The sequence below is a fragment of the Delftia sp. DT-2 genome, assembly GCF_028401915.1.
In the GTDB taxonomy this organism is placed as follows: Bacteria; Pseudomonadota; Gammaproteobacteria; order Burkholderiales; family Burkholderiaceae_C; genus Comamonas; species Comamonas tsuruhatensis.
Window position 1 is genome coordinate 42,806 of record NZ_JAQOTI010000019.1, and the last position, 17,693, is coordinate 60,498.

Annotated in this window: 18 protein-coding genes; 6 read left to right on the plus strand and 12 right to left on the minus strand. The window is 68.4% G+C overall.

Annotated elements, in window-relative coordinates:
- Positions 1-6: 6 nt before the first annotated feature.
- Positions 7-870, plus strand: a complete 864-nt coding sequence (locus tag PO605_RS26730) for an NAD(P)-dependent oxidoreductase (protein WP_026062100.1) — start codon at positions 7-9, stop codon at positions 868-870.
- Between the two features lie 132 nt (positions 871-1,002).
- The gene (locus PO605_RS26735) at positions 1,003-1,986 is read left to right on the plus strand and encodes a tripartite tricarboxylate transporter substrate binding protein BugD (protein WP_016449598.1); all 984 of its coding nucleotides are present in this window, start codon (positions 1,003-1,005) and stop codon (positions 1,984-1,986) included.
- Positions 1,987-1,993: 7 nt separating this feature from the next.
- On the opposite strand, the gene PO605_RS26740 is transcribed toward PO605_RS26735, so the two are convergent.
- The 4 genes from PO605_RS26740 to PO605_RS26755 are packed head-to-tail and all read right to left on the minus strand — an operon-like array spanning position 1,994 to position 4,507.
- Complete coding sequence (locus PO605_RS26740; RefSeq protein ID WP_272207154.1) at positions 1,994-2,584, minus strand: class I SAM-dependent methyltransferase; 591 nt, start codon at positions 2,582-2,584, stop codon at positions 1,994-1,996.
- Between the two features lie 19 nt (positions 2,585-2,603).
- On the minus strand, positions 2,604-2,816 hold the full coding sequence (locus tag PO605_RS26745; protein WP_016449600.1) for a DUF2788 domain-containing protein: 213 nt from the start codon (positions 2,814-2,816) through the stop codon (positions 2,604-2,606).
- A gap of 56 nt (positions 2,817-2,872) precedes the next feature.
- The gene (locus tag PO605_RS26750; protein ID WP_272207155.1) at positions 2,873-3,706 is read right to left on the minus strand and encodes a DUF2189 domain-containing protein; all 834 of its coding nucleotides are present in this window, start codon (positions 3,704-3,706) and stop codon (positions 2,873-2,875) included.
- A 30-nt stretch (positions 3,707-3,736) separates the two neighbouring features.
- Positions 3,737-4,507, minus strand: a complete 771-nt coding sequence (locus tag PO605_RS26755; RefSeq protein ID WP_272207156.1) for an HAD family hydrolase — start codon at positions 4,505-4,507, stop codon at positions 3,737-3,739.
- Positions 4,508-4,598: 91 nt separating this feature from the next.
- Here PO605_RS26755 and hemH point away from each other — a divergent pair, with 91 nt between their 5' ends.
- From hemH to PO605_RS26775, 4 genes are all read left to right on the plus strand, one after another.
- Positions 4,599-5,696, plus strand: a complete 1,098-nt coding sequence (gene hemH / locus PO605_RS26760; protein ID WP_272207157.1) for a ferrochelatase — start codon at positions 4,599-4,601, stop codon at positions 5,694-5,696.
- A gap of 168 nt (positions 5,697-5,864) precedes the next feature.
- A complete protein-coding gene (locus PO605_RS26765; protein ID WP_017404609.1) occupies positions 5,865-6,839 on the plus strand; it encodes a sulfurtransferase in 975 nt (324 codons plus the stop codon).
- A gap of 93 nt (positions 6,840-6,932) precedes the next feature.
- Positions 6,933-8,030 (plus strand): YeeE/YedE thiosulfate transporter family protein, encoded by a 1,098-nt coding sequence (locus PO605_RS26770; RefSeq protein WP_016454056.1) that lies wholly within the window; start codon positions 6,933-6,935, stop codon positions 8,028-8,030.
- 11 nt (positions 8,031-8,041) lie between these two features.
- On the plus strand, positions 8,042-8,215 hold the full coding sequence (locus PO605_RS26775; protein ID WP_016449605.1) for a hypothetical protein: 174 nt from the start codon (positions 8,042-8,044) through the stop codon (positions 8,213-8,215).
- Positions 8,216-8,240: 25 nt separating this feature from the next.
- Here the strand turns inward: PO605_RS26775 and PO605_RS26780 are convergent, their stop codons facing one another.
- The 8 genes from PO605_RS26780 to PO605_RS26815 form a co-directional block, all read right to left on the minus strand.
- Complete coding sequence (locus PO605_RS26780) at positions 8,241-9,236, minus strand: rhodanese-like domain-containing protein (RefSeq protein WP_272207158.1); 996 nt, start codon at positions 9,234-9,236, stop codon at positions 8,241-8,243.
- A 110-nt stretch (positions 9,237-9,346) separates the two neighbouring features.
- The gene (locus tag PO605_RS26785) at positions 9,347-10,255 is read right to left on the minus strand and encodes an alpha/beta fold hydrolase (RefSeq protein WP_272207159.1); all 909 of its coding nucleotides are present in this window, start codon (positions 10,253-10,255) and stop codon (positions 9,347-9,349) included.
- A 65-nt stretch (positions 10,256-10,320) separates the two neighbouring features.
- A complete protein-coding gene (locus PO605_RS26790) occupies positions 10,321-12,525 on the minus strand; it encodes a 3-hydroxybutyrate oligomer hydrolase family protein (RefSeq protein ID WP_272207160.1) in 2,205 nt (734 codons plus the stop codon).
- 52 nt (positions 12,526-12,577) lie between these two features.
- Entirely contained in the window at positions 12,578-13,645 is a 1,068-nt protein-coding gene (locus PO605_RS26795) for a branched-chain amino acid ABC transporter permease (protein ID WP_016449609.1), read from the minus strand.
- 13 nt (positions 13,646-13,658) lie between these two features.
- Positions 13,659-14,651 (minus strand): branched-chain amino acid ABC transporter permease, encoded by a 993-nt coding sequence (locus PO605_RS26800; protein WP_272207161.1) that lies wholly within the window; start codon positions 14,649-14,651, stop codon positions 13,659-13,661.
- Positions 14,648-15,391, minus strand: coding sequence for a branched-chain amino acid ABC transporter ATP-binding protein (locus PO605_RS26805; protein WP_046240153.1), 744 nt, complete (start codon positions 15,389-15,391; stop codon positions 14,648-14,650). Before PO605_RS26805 ends, PO605_RS26800 begins: the two co-directional genes overlap by 4 nt.
- Positions 15,388-16,170: an ABC transporter ATP-binding protein gene (locus PO605_RS26810; protein WP_043823827.1), complete on the minus strand. Its 783-nt coding sequence runs from the start codon at positions 16,168-16,170 to the stop codon at positions 15,388-15,390. Before PO605_RS26810 ends, PO605_RS26805 begins: the two co-directional genes overlap by 4 nt.
- Positions 16,171-16,173: 3 nt before the next feature.
- Complete coding sequence (locus PO605_RS26815) at positions 16,174-17,367, minus strand: substrate-binding domain-containing protein (protein WP_272207162.1); 1,194 nt, start codon at positions 17,365-17,367, stop codon at positions 16,174-16,176.
- Positions 17,368-17,693 lie beyond the last annotated feature (326 nt).

Genomic DNA, 17,693 nt, shown 5'->3' on the forward strand with positions numbered 1-17,693 from the left:
CGCAGCATGACCACCATAGGATTCATCGGCCTCGGAATGATGGGCCAGCCCATGGCCCACCTGCTGCACGCCGCAGGGCACGCCCTGGTCATCCGGGACGCCGTGCCCGCCGCCACCGCACGATTCGCGCAGGAGCATGCGGGCGTGGCCGTGGCATCCGGCGCGGCCGACTTTGCCGGCTGCAGCGTGGTCTTCACCATGCTGCCCGACTCCCGCATCGTCGATGCCGTGGTGGGCGAACTGGCCCCGCACCTGCCGCCCGGCGCCTGCATCATCGACATGAGCTCGGCCGACCCCAACCGCACGCGGGCGCTGGCCGGCCTGCTGGGCGAGCGCGGCATCGGGCTGCTGGATGCGCCGGTCTCCGGCGGCGTCAAGCGCGCGATTGCGGGCACGCTGTCCATCATGGTCGGTGGCGATGCGGACCTGCTCGCCCAGCACCTGCCGCTGCTGCAGCGCATGGGCCAGGCCATCACCCATGTCGGCCCCGTGGGCGCGGGCCATGCGCTCAAGGCGCTGAACAACTATGTCTCGGCAGCGGCCCTCATCGCCACGGCCGAGGCCATCCATGCAGGCGCGGCCTTCGGCATTGCGCCGGCCACCATCGTGGACGTGATCAACGCCTCCACCGGCAAGAACAACACCACCGAAAACAAGGCCCACCAGTTCATGCTGAACGGCGCCTTCAACTCGGGCTTCTCGCTGGCGCTGCAGGCCAAGGACGTGGGCATCGCCCTGTCGCTGGGCCAGGCCATGCACACGCCCATGGCACTGGCCGAACAGGTCAGCGCCATGGCGGCCGAGGCCTCCAGGTCCCTGGGACCCGCCGCCGACCACACCGAGCTGTACAGGTACGTGGCCCCGGCCTGAGCCTGCGCCGTGTCGCCGTCGTCAAGGGCCGCATGCGGCCCTTGCCTTCCTGCCCCACGCCACCAAACACGCCACCGACAACCGGCCGCACAGAGCCGGCGGCCCCTGCACGCGCCTCCAGGAGACAAACCCATGCGCCCCCTCATCCGCAATCCCCTCGCCCAGACCCTTCTCGCCGCCGCGCTGGCAGCAGCCAGCCTTGCCGCCCAGGCCTTCCCCAACAAGCCCGTCACCATCGTCGTTCCCTACGCGGCCGGAGGCTCCACCGACGTGCTGGCCCGCGTGCTTGCCGAGGCCATGACGCGCGACCTGGGCCAGCAGGTCATCGTCGAGAACCTGGGCGGCGCCGGTGGCACCATCGGCACCAGCCGCGTCACACGCGCCCAGGCCGACGGCCACACCCTGCTGCTGCACAACATGGGCATCGCCACGGCGCCCGCGCTCTACAGCAAGCTCTCTTTCGATGTGAGGCGCGACCTGGAACCCATCGCGCTGGCCGGCGACGTGCCCATGATCCTGGTGCGCAGCAAAGGCTTTGCGCCCGCCACGCTGGCGGACTTCATCGCCCACATGAAGGCCAAGCCGGGCGAAGTGCGCTTCTCGCATGCCGGCGTAGGCGCCACCTCCCACCTGTGCGCCATGCTGCTGCTGCAGACCACCTCCACCGAGGCCACCCTGGTGCCCTACCGTGGCACGGGTCCGGCCCTGCAGGACCTGGTGGCAGGCAATGTCGATGTCATCTGCGACCAGCCCGTGGCCACCGGCCCGCACATACAGGCGGGCATGCTCAAGGGCTACGCCGTCGCCACGCGCGAACGCCTGCCCTCCCTGCCCGATGTGCCCACCTTCGCGCAGGCCGGCCAGCCCGGCTTCGAGCTTGCCGTATGGCACGGCCTGTACGCTCCGCGAGGCACGCCCCAGGCCGTCATCGAGCGCCTCAACAAATCCCTGCGCACCGCCCTGGCCGAACCCGCCCTGGTCAAGCGCTTCACGGACATGAGCGTCATCATCCCGCCCGCAGACCGCCTCACCCCCGACGCCCTGCGCCAGCACACCGCCGCAGAAATCAAGCGCTGGGACCCGGTGATCAAGGCTGCGGGGGCCAAGGCCGAGTAACGCCGCACTACGACGACACCGGCCTGCGGGCCACGACATCAAAGCGATGCCAGTGCTTGGGGCCTCGCATGCTGGGGGCCATGCCATCGAACTCATTGAAGGCCACCAGCTCCATGCCATCCAAAAGGCGCAAGACCTGATCACGCGAATGAAAGCTCATGGACTGCGAATCGGCCCAGGCATCGCGCGGCCCAAAAAAATGACCGGCGAACACACCGTCCGGACGCAGCGCAGAACGCACCAGCGACCAAAACGCATCGAAGCACTCAGGATGGCAAAAGGGCAGGCTCAGTCCAGCGTGGATCAGATGCGCTGCAGGCAAAGAGGAAAGATCCTCGAAACGGCAAGCCTGCAGCGTCAAAGCGCCGGGCGCCTGCGATGCCAGGGGGAGCAAGCCCTCGATGGCCGCAGGTTCGCTGTCGATGGCGTGGACGCGCCAGCCGGTATGGAGCAGCACGCGGCACTCATGGCCCGCGCCACAGCCCAGATCGATGGCCGCTTTATCTGCCGTATCACCCGCCAACGCGTCAAGCGCCTGCACCAGCAGGGGAGATATCTTGCGGCCCTCGGTAAAGCGGTAGTAGTCCGTCCAGCTCATGGGTGTGACGCCTGCGGCGTCATCTCTCCATCCACCACTGGATGACGATCTTGGCGACGTAGCCGACAAAGCCCACGCCCAGGCCCAGGAAAATCACGAAGGTGCCGAACTTTCCTGCCTTGGACTGGCGTGCCAGCTGCAGGATGATGAACACCATGAAGAGGATGAAGGCCCCCACGCCATAGGTGAGGAAGAAATGGGCGATCTGTTCTTCTGTATACCCGAATATCACGACAACACCGTCCTACATCCTCCCCTGCAGGCCCGGCCGGTCCGGGCCCGCCCGGCTCAGCGCGCCGCAAAAGTCGACGCATCCACCAGGTCGCGGTACGCATGCCAGCTCGCGTGCCCCAGCAGGGGCATCACGGCCACCAGTCCCAGCAGCCAGCTGCCCAGGCCCAGCAGGGTCAACAACACAATGAGGGCGGCCCACAGTGCCAGAGGCACAGGGTTGGCCAGCACGGCCAACCAACTGGTCAGCACGGCCTGGCGCACCGTCACCCGCCTGTCCAGCATCAGCGGCATGGCCACCACGCTGGACGCAAAAATAGGCGCTGCCAGAAAACTGCCCAGCGCCAGCCATATCGCAAACAACTGCCCGTCGCGGGCCAGCACCACGTGCTGCACGAAATCCGCCGGAATGGCAATGCGCACGGGCGAGAGCACGGTGATCAGCGACGCCGACACCAGCACCCAGCCCGTGGCCGCCAGCGACAGCAGCAGCCCGAACTGCACCAGGCACCAGTAGCCGCCCTGCCCCTCGGCCTTGGCCGCATGGCCGTTTTGCCAGCGCGTCCAGGTACGCCGCACCAGGGACAGATCGGCAGCCTCGCCACGCTCCAGCGCACGGCTGATGGCGTAGAGGCTGGTCGCCACGACAGGGCCGACGATCAGGAACCCCGACAGGGCCCCGGCCATCAGCCAAAAGCGATTGTGCCCCAGCGTCAAGATCAAAAACCCGATCAAGGTCAAGACCAGGCCATGTGCCAGACTCAGCCAGGGCGCCCTGGCCATGTCGCGCGCGCCACGCGCCAGCCAGCTCAGGGGGTGTTTCCAGCCGATGCTGCGCACGGCGGGGAGGACGGGGGGGTGGAGGAAAGCTGTGCTGTGGCTGATGGGCATGGCGTGGCGCGGCTTCGCGGGCAGGCAGGGTCAGCTGTCAGCCAGCCCCTGGCACAACTGCGCAAGGCTGGCCACCGTGACGTGGGGCGTGGACCCCTCGTGAGGCCATGCTACGCCCGTGCGGTTGAGCCAGACTGCGTGCATACCCGCATCCATGGCGCCCAGCGCATCGAGCCGCGCGTCGTCGCCAATGTGCAGCACCTCGTCAGGCGCCACGCCAGCCGCCGCCGCTGCCGCGTGGAAAAAGCGCACATCGGGCTTGGCCATGCCGGCCTTGCTGGCGCTCAGCGCGGCATGGAAATGCTCGCCGATGCCCACCACGTGCACGCTGGCGTTGCCATTGCTCAAGGCCACCACGGGCCAGCGCGCGGCCAGGAACTGCAGGGCGGGCAGCGCGTCCTCGTACAGGTCCACGCGCTGGCGCTCGGCAAAGAAAAGATCGAAGGCTGGCTCGGCCAGCGCGCCGTCGTCGCCATTGCGCTGCAGCGCCAGGCGGATGGACTCGCGGCGCAGGCCGCTCAGGTCATGGGCCAGGTCGGGACGATCGCGCTCGATCTGCACGCGGATGGCGCGCACGGCGGCCACGTCACGCAGCGCCGCGGCCGTGGCCGGCGCATGGGTGTGCAGCCAGTCCAGCAGCACCTGTTCGGCACGCGAGATGGCCGGCCACACAGGCCACAGCGTGTCATCCAGATCGATGGATATGGCGCGGATGCGGCCGCTGCGGCGCAACTGCTGCAAGGCGGCCAGTGCAGGGGCAAATGAGGATTCGGCGAGGGGAGCGGTGGTGGCTTGGGACATGGTCCGAGCATAGCGAAGGCAGCCGCTGCAGGCTGCCGCCGGGTCATCGGGCTCGCATGGCAGGCCGCCGCGTCCTGCCACAATCGGGGCCATGCCATCCCGCTTTGCGCCAGAACCCCCATTCCGCCACGACCAACCCCAGCGCACCGCCGTGCTGCTGTGCAACCTTGGAACGCCCGATGCGCCCACGGCCCCGGCCGTGCGCCGCTACCTGGCGCAATTCCTGGGCGACGACCGCGTGGTCGAGATCCCCAGGATTGCCTGGCTGCCCATCCTGCACGGCATCATCCTGCGCACGCGGCCGGCCAAGTCGGCGGCCAAGTACGCCACCGTCTGGCATGAGAAGGACGGCTCCCCCCTTCAGCACTGGAGCGCGCGCCAGGCCCTGCTGCTGCGCGGCTGGCTGGGCGAGGCCGGGCACAACGTGCTGGTGCGCCATGCCATGCGCTACGGCAACCCGTCCATCCCCAGCGTGCTCGATGCCCTCAAGGCCGAAGGCGCCACGCGCATCCTCATCCTGCCGCTGTACCCGCAGTACTCGGGCACGACCACGGCCAGCGTGTTCGACGCGGTCTACGACTGGGCCCGCACCCAGCGCCACATCCCCGAGCTGCGCTTCGTCAACCGCTACCACGACGACGCTTCCTACATCGACGCGCTGGCCCAGCGCATCGAGGCCCATTGGCGCGGCAACGGCCGTGGCGAGAAACTGGTCATGAGCTTTCACGGCGTGCCCGAGCGCACGCTGCACCTGGGCGACCCCTACCACTGCGAATCGCGCAAGACCGCCCGCCTGCTGGCCGAGCGCCTGGGCCTGTCGCCCTCGCAATACCTGGTGACCTTCCAGTCGCGCTTTGGCAAGGCCAAATGGCTGGAGCCCTATACCGAGCCCTCGCTGATCGAGCTGGCACGCAGCGGCACCAAGCGCGTGGACGTGGTCTGCCCCGGCTTCACCAGCGACTGCCTGGAAACGCTGGAGGAAATCAGCCAGGAAGCGCGCGAGGCCTTCATGCATGCCGGTGGCGAGCAGTTCGAGTACATCGCCTGCCTCAACGACAGCGCTTCCTGGATCACGGCGCTGAGCCGCATCGCCCAGCAGCATATGCAGGGCTGGCCCACGCAGAAGGCGCCGCAGGCCGAACTCGACGCCAGCCTGGAGCGCGCTAAAGCCGTGGGCGCACAGCGCTGAGGCCGTGGGCACACAGCGCTGAGGCCGTCCTGCATCCTGTGCACCGCGCCATATAACCCTGCCTCATGAGCAGAATGCATAAGCGTCTTTGTATATAGATGCTGCAAGCGGGACAATTGCACCTCTGTTGCTTGTCCCGCCGGTCTTCCATGGCCGGCCCCAGCCATCATGACCAAGACCTTTTCCCCTGCTCTGCGCCTGGCGGCCCCGCTGCTGGCGCTGGGCCTCGCCTGCACGGCCCTGGGCACGGCCCACGCCGCCGAACCCCTGCTCACGCCCGCAGGCGTGCAGGCCGCCGCCGGCCAGGACGCCGTGCGCATCATCGACATCCGCGATCCCAAGGCCTATGGCGAGCGCCACATTCCCGGTGCGCTCAACGCTCCCTACGGCAAATGGCGCGGCCCCGCCACCAATCCCGGCGAACTGCCGGAGCTGCCCAAGCTCACCGAACTCGTGCAGTCCCTGGGGCTGACGCCCGCCACCCACGCCATCGTGGTCTCCACGGGCGCGGACGCCACCGACTTCGGCGCCGCAGCGCGCGTGTACTGGACGCTCAAGCTGCTGGGCCTCAAGGAGCTGTCCGTGCTCAACGGCGGCATGAAGGCCTGGAACGAGCAAAAGCTCCCGCAGGACAACGAGGCCGTCAAAGTGGCCCGCAGCAGCTACCAGCCCCAGCTCGACACCAGCCTGATCGCCACGCGCGAGGATGTGGGCCAGCATGTCAGGCTCAGCAACGCGGCCCTGGTGGACTCGCGCCCCGACGCCTTCTACCAGGGCAAGACGCGCGCGCCGGCCGCCAAGCTCTCGGGCACCCTGCCCGGCGCGCAGCAGCTGGACTTCAACCAGTGGTTCGTGCCCGGCACCTCCACCTTTGTCGATACCGCCACGGCCAAGCAGATCGCGGCCAAGGTCAAGCGCGAGCAGGGCCAGGACATGGTGGCCTTCTGCAACACCGGCCACTGGGCGGCCACCGACTGGTTCGGCCTGTCCGAAGTCGCGGGCCTGCCGGGCGTCAAGCTGTATGCGGGCTCCATGGTGGACTGGACGCAGCAGGCCGATGCGCCGCCCATGGCCAACCAGCCCGGCCGCGCCGAATCCCTGGCCTACGACGCCAAGCAGTGGTGGGAAAAAAAGTTCAAGTAAACACCCCCTGAGGCGCTTGCGCGCCTTTCCCCCGTGGCACGGCGCCTCTCTACCCGCTTCGCGGGGGAGGGCGACTGCATGGAGAAAAATGATATGAAACGACTTCCTCTTGCGGCCATCCTGGCCGTTTTCTTTGGCTGGCTGCTGTGGAGCGTCTCGGTGCGCCAGGCTGCGCTGTTCGCCGTGGGCCTGGGCCTGGGCGCGGTGCTGGCCGGCAAGCGCTTCGGCTTCACCACTGGCTGGCGCATGCTGATCGAGGACAAGGACGCCAGCGGCGTCTTCGGCCAGTTGCTGCTGCTGGCGCTGGCCGCTGCGCTGGCCATGCCGCTGCTGGGCCACTATCCCGAACTCACGGCTGCCCTGGGCCCGCCCAGCATCAGCCTGCTGGTGGGTGCCTTCGTCTTCGGCCTGTGCATGCAGATCGCGGACGGCTGCGGCAGCGGCACGCTGTACAAGGCCGGCATGGGCATTCCCATGAATGCGGCCATCCTGCCCGTGTTTGCCATCGGCAGCTTCCTGGGCAGCCTGCACCTGGGCTGGTGGCTGGACCTGGGCAACACCCAGCCCGTGGGCCTGGTCACGGCCTGGGGCTGGGCCCCTGCCCTGCTGGCCACGCTGGCTGCGCTGGCCGTGGTCGCGCTGGGCGTGGCCTGGTATGTGCGTGGCGCCAACGTGGCACTCAAGCGCCCCGCCAAGCCGCTGTTCGTGCGCAAGTGGGTGGTGGGCGCCGTGCTGCTGGCCGTGCTGGCCACGCTCAACCTCATCATTGCGGGCCAGCCCTGGGGCGTGGTCTACGGCTTCGGCCTGTGGGCCGCCAAGATCGCCAACGCCACAGGCGCCGTGGACCTGGCCGGCAACTGGTTCTGGAGCCAGCCCGGCAACGCCGCGCGCCTGCACGAGACCGTGCTGCTGGATGTGACCAGCATCACCAACATCGGCATCCTGGGCGGCGCCCTGTGGGTGGCTGCCGCCAAGCCCGTCAATGCCAAGCCGCTCACGGGCACGCAATGGATGGTGGCCCTGGTGGCAGGCCTGGTGCTGGGCTACAGCTCGCGCCTGGCTTTCGGCTGCAATGTGGGCGCCATGCTCTCGGGCATCTCCACGGGCAGCATCCACGGCTGGATCTGGGTGCCGCTGGCCTTTGCCGGCACCATCTTCGGCCTGCGCATCCGCCGCCACTTCAATTTCTGAAAGGACCCGCCATGACACAACAGAACAGCCTGCGCGCGGTCTTCTGGGCCGTGCTGGTCCTCTTCCTCGCCTGGGACCACCTGCACTCGCCCCCCGTGGACCTGCGCTTCGAGGCACCGCTGATCGCGGCCGGCTCGGGCAAGGCCACGCAAGGCGGGCACTGCTCGATGCCGGCGGGCAAATAGACCAAGACCAAGGCCAAGGCCAAGGTCAGGGGACGCTGGGCGCCGGCCCCTCATCCGCGCCAGCCGTCACGGGCAGCGGCGCGGTTTCCACATCGAAGCCGGCCGCCTGCCAGGCCTTGAGGCCGCCCACCAGCGGGCGCACGTTGGCGAAGCCCGCGCGCTGCAGCTGGCGCGCCAGCCGCGCGGCCGAGATTTCATTGGGACAGTCGCAATAGACCACCACCCCGTGGGGATGGTCGTGCTGGGGCAGCAGGTGCGCATGCGACTCGCTACCATCGCGCGGGCGCAGTTCCCAGGACTGTGCACCCGGGATATGGCCCTGGCGGTACTGCGGCAGGGCGCGCACATCGATCACCGTGGGCTGCATGCCCTGGGCATGCAGGCCCGCCAGCTCGCGCACCGACATGCGCGGCATGCGCAATGAACGCACCATGCGATGGCGCTGCCACCACTTGCGCACGATGAACAGCCCCAGCGCCACGGCCAGCAGCAACAGGCCCCACTGGCCCAGCGCGGTGAGCACGCCCAGCAGGTCTTCCACCGTGGAGCTGAACAGCGAGCCCAGGTACACGGCCGACCCTACCCAGATCAGCGCACCCAGCCCGTCATACAGCACGAAGCTGCGCAGCGGCGTGCCCATCACGCCGGCCAGCGCGCTGGCGATGGAGGCGAAGCCCGGCACGAACTTGGCCACCAGCAGCGACCTTGCGCCCCAGCGGCCGTAGACGGTCTCGGTCTGGCGGATGCAGGCATCGGGCGACAGCGAGATGCGGCAGATGCGTCCCAGCACACGGTGGCCGTAGGCCTTGCCGGCCTGGTACCAGAACAGATCGGCAATCAGCGCCGCGCTCACGGCCACGGCCACCAGCCACAGCAGGCGCACCCAGTCGGCGCCTTCCAGCGCACCGGTCACGACCAGCACCGGGTAGGCCGGAATCGGCGCGCCCAATTGCTCGACGAACACATTGAGAAAGACGATGCCGAAGCCGTACTCGCGGATCAGCTCCACCAGAAAACCCATGTCAGGCCTCTCTTGCCCAGACGGTGCCCGCACCCGAAAAAGAAGGCGAGGCTGCACCCGTCGCAAATGCTAGCGCGGCAGCAACATCCGCGCCCGGCCCGGGTTGATGCTCAGCCGCGCTGCAGATGCTCCAGCACCCATTGCCAGTGCGCGGGCACGTTCAGCGCCGGCGCATGGCCGCAGCCGGGCACCTCCTGCCAGTGCAGCAGGCCGCGCGCGCCGGGGCCGCGCGTGGTCATTTCCCTGGCCACCTCGGGGAGCACCAGGTCCGAGTCCACACCCCGCAGCAGCAGCACGGGGATCTCCAGCGCGTCGTAGTGCGGCCAGATGCCGTAGTCGTCGTCATGGGCCGTGAACTGCTCGATCATGGCCGGGTCGTAGTGCGGCGTGACGCGCCCATCGGGCAGGCGGCGCACGCTGGTTTCGGTGAGCTTGCGCCACTCGGAATCGCTTAACCAGCCATAGGGCCGGTAGGCCTGGCGAAAGAAGGCCTCCAGCTCGCCCACCGTATCGAAGGCCGGGGGCTGGCCCGCATAGGACCTGATGCGCGCCAGCGCCGACTCGGCCAGTTGCGGCGCATTGTCGTTGAGCACCAGCGTCGCAATGCGTGCGCGCAGCGACGGCTCGAACAGGCCCGAGGCGCAGACCGTGCCAATCGCCCCGCCCATGGACGTGCCCACCCAATGCGCGCGCTCCAGCCCCAGCGCATCGAACAGCCCGCGCGCAATGCGGGCGTAGAAGCCCAGCCGGTATTCCTCGAGCGGCGCGCGGCTCCACTGGCTCAGTCCCCGGCCCAGCGTGTCGGGGCAGACCACGCGCCAGCCCTGCCCCGCCAGGAACTGCGCCAGCGCATCCATGTCGCGCCCCGTGCGTGCCAGCCCGTGCCAGGCGACGACGGTGCCCGCTGGCGCCATATCGGGCGCGGGCTGCCAGTCCATGTAGTGGATCTCGTAGCCCGCGCATTGCGTGTAGCAGGAAGCGGGTACGGGCGCGGATGAGGAAGATGCTTTGGAAGCCATGGGAGAAATCTCTGCGGTGCAGGAGCGGCCGGCCACCGTGGCCGCCGGCCGCTCCAGGGCCTGGCTCACTCAGGAATGCGGATCAGCCCGTCGCTGACCTCGATGGTGTTGGCCGTGCTGGGCCGCGTCACGAAGGGCGGCACCTGGGCCGCCGTGATGGCGGGCGCCGCGCCCGGCTGGCCGCCGCGCGGTGTGGTGCGCACCACCTGGCTGGCCGGCAGCGCGGTGCTGCTGCGCAGGTTGGCCCACACGGCATCCATGGCCTGGTTGAAGTACGGGTGCAGCGGCACGAAGCGCGTGTCGAAGCCCGAGAACGGCAGGAAGGCATCGAAATGCTGGGCATTCACCACCTCGATATAGCGCAGCCGCGTGCTGGAGCCATCCAGGCCACGGTTGAGCACCGTGTAGGCGCGCGCATTGTGGTTGACCGGCACCAGCGCATCGCTGCGGCCCGCCACGATGATGGTGGGCTTGCCGCGCAGCCTGCCGGTATGCAGCACCTCGTTGATGCCGGCGCGCACGGCGTCGCTCTGGGCACGCGTGGGCACGCTGCTCTCGGACAGGTTGAAGCCGGTCACCGGATCGAAGCCCGTCACCAGCGCGTGCTGGCACAGCGCGTTGTCCAGCCCGAAGTCGGCCACGCGCGTGGAGGGCGACACGGCAAACTGCCAGGCCTTGGCCCCGCCCACCGAGTCGTTGTAGACCACCGTGGCGGGCGTGCCGTTGGCCGTGCCATTGGCCGTGGCAAAGCTCTGGGCCAGCGCGGCCCCCGTGGCGGGCACCACGTCGCCCGTGGCATTGGCGGCCGCAAAGCTGGTGCGGCACAGGTTGGCATCCACGCCAAACCGGCCATAGGCCATGGTGTACATGGCCGACAGGATGGGGCCGTTGCCCAGCGCGTAGTGGGCGTTGTGCATGCGGTCGTGGTCACGCGTCCAGCCGTACAGGCGCAGCTTGCTCAGCGCATTGGCGGCGCGGTCGGCCGTGGTGGCGCCGATGACCAGGCCCTTGGCGGCCAGGCTGGTGCAGCGTGCCTCGGCACGCGCCGTCATGGCGGTGAGGCCTATGTAGTTGAAGATGGATGTCTCGGTCAGCGCCGCATCGGGCGCCAGCGCCGCGCAGGGCTGGTAGATGTTGCCGTAGGTGGTGTACTCGGCCAGCGGGCGGCCCGGGTTGGGCATGGTCGCATTGCCCACGGCAATGGTGTAGCCCTGGCGCGTGGGCATCTCGGTCACGGGTTCGGAGGCCACCACGCCGTCGATCAGGCCGTCCGTATCCAGCTCGGCCGCGCGCAGCACGGCCGCGCCGCCGTTGGAGGCCGAGCCCGCCAGCACCAGCGTGTTGTCCTTGCCGAAGGGCACGGGGTCCTGCGTGGTGCCGTAGCGCGCATTGAGCACGTACAGCGCATAGCGGGCCGCGGCCAGCGTGTCGTTGCCCCAGTCCTTTTCAGGGTTCTGCTGGGAATGCGCGTGCTTGATGGCGATGCGGTTGGGAAACGCCGCGTTGTAGGCGGCGCGCGCCGCATCGGTCAGCCGTGCGGCAAAGAAGGACAGGCTGCCGGCATCCGTGCGCGTGGCGCGCGTGCCGTCCAGCCTGTTGACGGTGTCGTCGCTCAGGTTGTGCAGGCCCACGCCCTTGCCCGCGTCGGTCAGCGCCACGGCGCAGCCCTTCTTCAGGCCCCACTCGCCCGCCGTGCCGATGGCGCCATACACGCCGCGCGAGCCCGAGGACGGGCCCAGCACGATGCAGGGCCGGTTGCGGTCAAAGCTGTCCGGCACCTGCACGGCCACCATGGTCTGCTTGCGGCCCGTGCCGTCGTCCAGCACGGCCAGGTACTCGCGCCCGGGGATCAACCCTTCGCCCGCAGTCACCTGCCCGTCTGCCGTGATGTTGGGGCCGTACAGCGTGCCGTAGCCGCCGCCCGCCGTGGGGTCCAGGATGCCCCGGTAGTTGGAGTACAGCGCATTGCGCCGAAGCTCCGCCGCCGTGGGATTGGCCGGGTCCGCGTACAGGGGCGCAGCTGCGGCGCCCAGGCCCGTCTTGCCCAGGCCGCCCGTCAGCAAGTCCTGCGTGGCTGCCGTGGCACCCGTGCCGGTGGCCGTGGCCGGATACACCGTGGCGCCCAGCTCGGTAAAGCCCTTGGGCAGATCGTTGCTGGGCTCACGCTCGCCGCTGCCGCAGGCCGCCAGCGCGGCCGCCGCCAACGCCGTGAAGGCCCAGCGCCAGGGGGTTGCAGGAATCGACGACACCATCTCTTCACGCTTCAACATGCCCATCTCCTTGTGGTAGTTCTCTGATGCACGAATGCGCCAGGGGCCCTGGTCAGGCTCCGGCGCGGGAAGAACGCAGACGCCCCACGACGCCCGTGGGGAAATAGTAGACCGACAACACGAACAGCACGCCCAGCCACAGCAGCCAGCGGTCGGGCGACAGCAGCGCGGCCAGCCAGGGCAGGCTGTGCGCGGCCTCGCTGGCCACGCGCAGCAGGTCCTGCAGATAGCTCTGGGCGATGAGGAACAGCACCGAGCCGATCGCCGCGCCATAGATGGTGCCCATGCCGCCGATCACCACGATCAGCAGGCAGTCCATCATGATCTCGAACGACAGCGAGGTATCTGGCCCGTTATAGCGCAGCCACAGCGCCAGCATGGCACCGGCCACACAGGCGAACAGGGCCGACAGCACGCTGGACAGGGTGCGGTACACCACCACGCGGTAGCCGATGGCCTCGGCACGGAACTCGTTCTCGCGGATGGCCTGCAGCACGCGGCCGAACGGGGAATTGACGATGCGCAGCAGCGCCAGCACCAGCGCCACGGCCAGCACGAACAGCAGGTAGTAGGTGATGATGCGCCCGTCGATCAGCACGCCCAGCACCTCGTTCTCGAACGGCTCGAAGCTGGGCGACAGCCACTCGGGCAGCTTGAAGCTCAGCCCGTCCTCCCCGCCCGTCCATTCCGACAGTTGGGAGGCCAGCGTCTGGAACGCCGCCGCCACGGCCAGCGTGATCATGGCAAAGAAGATGGCCCGCACGCGCAGCGAGAACAGGCCGATGGCCAGCGACAGCAGCAGCGACACCAGCAGCGCCGCGCCCAGGCCCAGCGCCAGCGCACCCCAGCCCGCGCCCATGCGCGACGATGCAATCGCCACGCCATAGGCGCCAATGCCGAAGAACATGGTGTGCGCAAAGCTCACGATGCCGGTGTAGCCCAGCAGCAGATCGAAGCTGGCCACCAGCACCACGAAGATCAGCACCTTGGCCGCCACGTTCAGCGCCTTCACGCCAGGGAACACGAACGGCGCCGCCGCCAGCCCCAGGAAGATCAACAGCAGCAGCACCGCCAGCACGCGGCTGCGCGGCAGGTCGCCGGAAAGCAATCGGTTGAGCATGTCGATCACTCCTTCAGCGGTTCGCCACGGGATAGACGCCCTGCGGGCGCCACAGCAGGATGGCCACCATCAACGCAATGTTGGAAAACAACGCCACCTTTGGCACCAGGAACCCCGTGTAGTTGGCCATCAGTCCCACCAGCAGCGCGCCGATCAGCGCCCCGCCTGTGCTGCCCAGCCCGCCAATGATGATCACGATGAAGATCAGCACATTCACCTGCGCGCCCATCTGCGGCACCACGCTCTGCTGGTACATGCCCCACATCACCCCGCCCAGCCCGGCCAGGGCCGAGCCCGCCACGAACACGCCCACGAACAGGCGGCGCACGCGGTAGCCCAGGGCCTCCACCATCTCGCGGTCCTGCACGCCCGCGCGGATCAGCAGGCCGATCTTGGTGCGCGACAGCGTCCAGGCCAGCAGGGCAAACACCGCCAGCCCCACCAGCACGGCCACCACGCGGTACTTCTCCACGGCGGCATCGCCCAGCAGCCAGGCGCCCTTCATGCCCTGGGGCAGCGGCAGCGGAATCTGCTGCGGGCCCCAGATGAGCTTGATCAGCTCCTCGCCGATGATCATGCCGCCCATGGTGATCAGGATCTGCTTGAGATGCTGGCCGTACACGGGCCGCACGATGAAGCGCTCGAACGCCAGCCCGATGGCGCCCGCCACCAGCATGGCCACCACCATGGCCGGCAGCACGGCCAGCAGGTTGCGCCACAGCTGGTCCGACCCCGTCCAGTCGCCCATGGCGCCCAGCACGCTGGTGGCCACGAAGGCGCCCAGCGCGATGAACACGCCGTGGCCGAAGTTCAGCACGTCCATCAGCCCGAACACCAGCGTCAGCCCCGAGGCGATGATGAACACGATCATCCCCATGGCCAGCCCCGCCACCGTCAGCGTCAGCCAGGTCGAGGCCGAGCCCACCAGCGGCAGCGCCGCCAGGGCCAGCACGGGCACCAGCAGCAGCGGCTTGAAATCCATATCCAGCCTGTTCAGCTTGTTCATAGCGAAAGCCCCAGCAGCGACTGCTGCAACGCCGCGTCTGCCGAGAACTCGGCCATGCCGCCCGCGTGCACCACGCGGCCGTTGTCCATCACCGCCACGCGGTCGCCCAGGCGGCGCGCAAAGCCCAGGTTCTGCTCCACCAGCACAATCGTCGTGCCGCCCGCCTTGAGCTGGGCGAAGGCCGCGATCATGTTCTCGATGATGGCCGGTGCCAGGCCCTTGCTGGGCTCGTCCACGATCAGCAGGTCGCGCGGCTCCACGATGGCGCGCGCCACCGCCACCATCTGCTTTTGCCCGCCCGACAGCTTGCCGGCCGGGTGGTTCCAGAACTTCTCCACGGCCGGGAACATGCCGAAGATCCACTGCAGCCGCTGCGCGTCCATGCGGTCGGCGCGCGAGGCGCCGCGCGCGGCCAGCAGCAGGTTTTCCTGCACCGTCAGGTCCGCGAAGATGCCCATGTTCTCGGGCACATAGGCAATGTTCAGCCGCGCGATCGCGGGCGTGGGCAGGGCCGTGATGTCGGCCCCGCCAAAGGCGATGCGCCCCTGGCTGGCCCGCCACAGGCCCATGATGGTGCGCAGCGTGGTCGTCTTGCCCGCGCCGTTGCGCCCCAGCAGCATGGTCAGCTGCCCGCGCGGCACGGCCAGGTCCACGCCATGCAGGATGTGATAGGCCCCGATATGCGTGTGCACGCCCGACAGTTCGAGCAGGTTGGGGTGGGAACTGTGGTCGAGCGTCATGCGGACTCCTTCACGGCGCCCTGCTCCGGCATCACACCCAGGTAGGCCTGCTGCACCACAGGCGAGGCAATCACCTCGGCCGGCGGCCCATCGGCCACCAGCGTGCCATTGGTCAGCACGATGATGCGGTCGGCCAGCTCGCGCACCACATCCATCTTGTGCTCCACCAGCAGGATGATCTTGCTGCGGTCCTGCTTGAGCTTGCGTATCAGGTCCAGGATCACCGGCGCCTCGTCATGGCTCATGCCCGCCGTGGGCTCGTCGAACATATAGACCTGGGGTTCCAGCGCCATCAGCAAGGCCACCTCCAGCTTGCGCTGGTCGCCATGCGGCAGCGCGGCCACGGCCTCGTCGCGCCGGGCGGACAGGGCCACCTGGTCGAGGATGTGCAGCGCCCGCTGCGTCAATGCCCGGTGGTCGCTCCAGATGCTCCACAGGTTCAGGCCGCGCCGGTGCGGCCCCTCGTCGCGCGCCTGCACGGCCAGGCGCACGTTCTCCAGCACGCTCAGGTGCGGGAACAGATTGGTGAGCTGGAACGCTCGCCCCAGCCCGGCCCGCGTGCGCGCCGAAGGGGCCAGCCCCGTCAGCTCGCGCCCGCCCAGCAGCACGCGCCCGGCCGTGGCCTTGAGCTGCCCCGAGATCAGGTTGAAATACGTGGTCTTGCCCGCCCCGTTGGGCCCCACGATGGCCGTCAGCGTGCCCGGCTCGAAAGCGCAGCTCACGCCGTTGACGGCCACATGGCCCCCGAAGCGGATGGTCAGATCCTCTGTGCGCAGCATTGCTCAGCGGCCGTTGCGGATGGGAACCTGCATCTCCTCGGGCTTGATCTCGCGCACCAGCTCCGGCACGCCCCAGGCCAGCGCCGGGTCCACGCGGATCTTGAAGTGGTACATGCTCTGCAGGGCCTGGTGGTCTTCCTTGCGGAAGGTCATCTGGCCCTTGGGCGTGTCGAAGCTCATGCCCTCCATGGCCTTGATCAGACCGTTGGTCTTGGTGTCTCCACCTGTCTTCTTGAGCGCCGTCACGATGGCCATGGCCGCAGAGAAGCCGCCGGCCGTGAAGAAATCCGGCGGCGTCTTGTACTGCTTGTAGTGCATGGACACCAGCGCCTCGTTCACCGGGTTCTTGGGAATGCCGTAGTAGTAGTACGTGGCGCCCTCCATGCCCGGCAGATTCTTGTAGGCCGCCATGGCGGGCAGGATGTTGCCGCCCGTGGCGATCTCGATCCCGTAGCGCTTGAGATCCATGTCCGCGATCTTGAACGGATTGCCCGCCCCGGCCCACACGATCCAGATGATCTTCCTGCCCGGCTGGTCCTTGAGCTTGTCGATCAGCCGCTGCGCCCCTGCCGTGAAATCCGTGGTGGCGGCAGGCAGGTACTCCTCATGCGCCAGCTTGCCCTTCTTGATGGCGTCCTTGAAGGCCTTCACCCCGTCGCGGCCGAAGGCGTTGTCCTGGGCCAGCGTGGCAATCGTCACGCCCGCCTTGTCGATGGCCACCGCATTGCTGATGGCGTCCTGGCTGGAGTTGCGGCCCGTGCGGAAGATGTACTTGTTCCACTTGTCGCCCGTGATCGAATCGGCCACGGCCGGCTCCACCAGCAAAATCTTCTTGTACTCCTCGGCCACGGGCAGCATGGCCAGCGCCACGCCGGACGACGTGGGCCCCACGGCCAGATCGGCCTTGTCATCGGAATACGCCGTGGCCAGCAGGCTCTTGCCCAGGTCGGGCTTGCCCTGGTCGTCCTTCTCGATCACCACCAGCTTTTTGCCATTCACCGCCATGCTGCCGCCCGTGGCGTACTCCAGCCCCATCAGCAGCCCGGCCTGGGTCTGCTTGCCATAGGCCTCCAGCGCGCCGGTCTTGCTGTAGACGTGGGCAATGCGGATCTCGCCCTGCTGGGCCAGTGCAGCAGGAGCTGCAGCGGCCATGGCGGCGAGTGCGATGGTGCAATGGAGGAAGGGGCGGCGGTGCATGGTTTGTCTCCTTTGGGGTTTGCGGCTTGATGGCCTGGCTGGGCCTGCCGTTTTGCAAGGGGACCATGCATGCTTTGTGCCAGGCACGCCCAGACGGCACCCAGGCGGCACCAAGACAGGGACGGCCTTGCGCCCCCCGGGGCCAGGCCGCCCGTGCCAGGGCCGAAAGTGTCTGTCCATTGAACAGATTCAATGTCTTTTTCCAAGACAGCTGCCTGAATCCGATACAGGGCAAACCATGAATTCCTGGGATGTTCCCCTGCGCCTGGCCCGCCATCACGTCCTGGCCGGCCAGCAGCTTCATGAGTTCAGGAGGCCCATGGGCG

Bases quoted from the DNA above. Each gene is read 5' to 3' on its own strand.
- PO605_RS26730 (WP_026062100.1), top strand. From the start codon at position 7: ATGACCACCATAGGATTCATCGGCCTCGGAATGATGGGCCAGCCCATG.
- PO605_RS26790 (WP_272207160.1), bottom strand. From the start codon at position 12,525: ATGTTGAAGCGTGAAGAGATGGTGTCGTCGATTCCTGCAACCCCCTGG.
- PO605_RS26810 (WP_043823827.1), bottom strand. From the start codon at position 16,170: ATGCTGCGCACAGAGGATCTGACCATCCGCTTCGGGGGCCATGTGGCC.
- PO605_RS26795 (WP_016449609.1), bottom strand. From the start codon at position 13,645: ATGCTCAACCGATTGCTTTCCGGCGACCTGCCGCGCAGCCGCGTGCTG.
- PO605_RS26780 (WP_272207158.1), bottom strand. From the start codon at position 9,236: ATGGGTTTTCTGGTGGAGCTGATCCGCGAGTACGGCTTCGGCATCGTC.
- hemH (WP_272207157.1), top strand. From the start codon at position 4,599: ATGCCATCCCGCTTTGCGCCAGAACCCCCATTCCGCCACGACCAACCC.
- PO605_RS26755 (WP_272207156.1), bottom strand. From the start codon at position 4,507: ATGTCCCAAGCCACCACCGCTCCCCTCGCCGAATCCTCATTTGCCCCT.
- PO605_RS26740 (WP_272207154.1), bottom strand. From the start codon at position 2,584: ATGAGCTGGACGGACTACTACCGCTTTACCGAGGGCCGCAAGATATCT.
- PO605_RS26765 (WP_017404609.1), top strand. From the start codon at position 5,865: ATGACCAAGACCTTTTCCCCTGCTCTGCGCCTGGCGGCCCCGCTGCTG.
- PO605_RS26750 (WP_272207155.1), bottom strand. From the start codon at position 3,706: ATGCCCATCAGCCACAGCACAGCTTTCCTCCACCCCCCCGTCCTCCCC.
- PO605_RS26805 (WP_046240153.1), bottom strand. From the start codon at position 15,391: ATGACGCTCGACCACAGTTCCCACCCCAACCTGCTCGAACTGTCGGGC.
- PO605_RS26800 (WP_272207161.1), bottom strand. From the start codon at position 14,651: ATGAACAAGCTGAACAGGCTGGATATGGATTTCAAGCCGCTGCTGCTG.
- PO605_RS26775 (WP_016449605.1), top strand. From the start codon at position 8,042: ATGACACAACAGAACAGCCTGCGCGCGGTCTTCTGGGCCGTGCTGGTC.
- PO605_RS26770 (WP_016454056.1), top strand. From the start codon at position 6,933: ATGAAACGACTTCCTCTTGCGGCCATCCTGGCCGTTTTCTTTGGCTGG.
- PO605_RS26735 (WP_016449598.1), top strand. From the start codon at position 1,003: ATGCGCCCCCTCATCCGCAATCCCCTCGCCCAGACCCTTCTCGCCGCC.
- PO605_RS26785 (WP_272207159.1), bottom strand. From the start codon at position 10,255: ATGGCTTCCAAAGCATCTTCCTCATCCGCGCCCGTACCCGCTTCCTGC.
- PO605_RS26815 (WP_272207162.1), bottom strand. From the start codon at position 17,367: ATGCACCGCCGCCCCTTCCTCCATTGCACCATCGCACTCGCCGCCATG.